Genomic DNA, 1,368 nt, shown 5'->3' on the forward strand with positions numbered 1-1,368 from the left:
GCAGGAGAGAAGGATGACATTGATTGTGCACCTTTTTGTTGGTTGGGGTGAGGGAACCCAAATACATACCCAGCCTGTTGATTCGCTGCGTTTATCGGCACGCAGCCACAGGCGTAAGGTGAAATTATAACCGTCTCATCTGGGCTTGTCAGCTCAAAACGTGCGCTCATCCGCGAGGATCTGCGCCAAAAAGGCTAAGACGTCGCCGCCCTCTTCATTCTGCGCTTCTAGCCACAAGCACTCGGTATAATGATCGCCACGCAGCAGCAAAGAGGTACCCTCAAATTCAACCCGCCAAGTGTGCAAATCGGCATCACATTGACGCTCTAATACCTGCAGCTCCAACCGAGAAATCACCGGCTGCGCCCGCTCGGCGAAATTATCAAAATTGAGCCCCGGCACGGGAATAGTTATTGAGTAATTTTCCATATCGATTCAAAAATTTCCAATTACGGCTGTGAATTATGCGTTAAGCGACAATATAAACATCAGCAGATTATTCATGAATCCGCAATAAATAGTCGAAGAAATTAAATTTTTCGGACATTTGTCCGATATATCTGTTCTGCTATTACGCTATACCTCCAGCACAAATCACCTTGTGTTATGGTTTTTTAACGCCCCGTCGTGGCGGCGTAGGCTTTCTCCTGGAGACAAAAATGTCATTCCGTGACCTGAATATTGGTAAAAAGCTGTTTTTATCTTTCTCGCTACTCGGCTTGGTTATTATCGGTATTGGTGCTTTATCACTCACTTTGTTTAGCCGCATGAATGAACAGACGTTGGACGTAACCGATAATATCGTTCCCGGCATCATGATCGTTTCTCAAACCAGTGAAGCCGTTAGCAGCTTTCGCCGTTACCAATTAGGTTATCAACTCGTATTAGATAATCCCCAAAAAAACCAATACTTCGATAAAATTAACGCACTGCGTGCACAAGTGGACTCCGAGCTGGAAAAATACGCACCGTATGCGTTCAGTGCGGAAGATAAGCAGATGTTTCAGAACGTAAAAATTCAGTGGCAGCGCTATCTAGATATCAATCAGGACGTAATGAATAATCTGCAAAATGGTAATTTAGCGCAAGCTGAGCAGATTTTACTCAATCAGGGCATGACACAATTTTCCGAGCTAAATAATTCCATCAATGCACTGATCAAAATTAATAAACAATACGCCAATGAAAGTCGCACCAAAGCTGTACAAATTTACTCCTCGGTGCAGCTGTATGTCTCCATCAGTATTCTGATTGCCATTGCGCTCGTTACTGTATTAGCCCGCGTTCTAACCCGCCAAATTCGCGACCCTCTCCTGACTATCCTAGATCAAGCCAAACAAATCTCTAACGGTAACCTGCAACGCGGCG

Annotated in this window: 2 protein-coding genes; one reads left to right on the top strand and one right to left on the bottom strand. The window is 44.7% G+C overall.

Annotation, left to right across the window (positions count from 1 at the left end; all coding sequences use genetic code 11):
* Nucleotides 1-153: 153 nt before the first annotated feature.
* The gene (locus tag GOU96_RS17500) at nt 154-429 is read right to left on the bottom strand and encodes a DUF3630 family protein (RefSeq protein ID WP_233672311.1); all 276 of its coding nucleotides are present in this window, start codon (nt 427-429) and stop codon (nt 154-156) included.
* Nucleotides 430-659: 230 nt separating this feature from the next.
* Between GOU96_RS17500 and GOU96_RS17505 the strand changes: the two genes are divergently transcribed.
* The coding region (locus tag GOU96_RS17505; protein WP_324702064.1) for an MCP four helix bundle domain-containing protein at nt 660-1,368 on the top strand (709 nt) is incomplete at its 3' end.

Origin of the sequence: Vibrio sp. R-1 (genome assembly GCF_035615595.1) — a bacterium.
In the GTDB taxonomy this organism is placed as follows: Bacteria; Pseudomonadota; Gammaproteobacteria; order Enterobacterales; family Vibrionaceae; genus Vibrio; species Vibrio cholerae.

Bases quoted from the DNA above. Each gene is read 5' to 3' on its own strand.
- GOU96_RS17500 (WP_233672311.1), bottom strand. From the start codon at position 429: ATGGAAAATTACTCAATAACTATTCCCGTGCCGGGGCTCAATTTTGAT.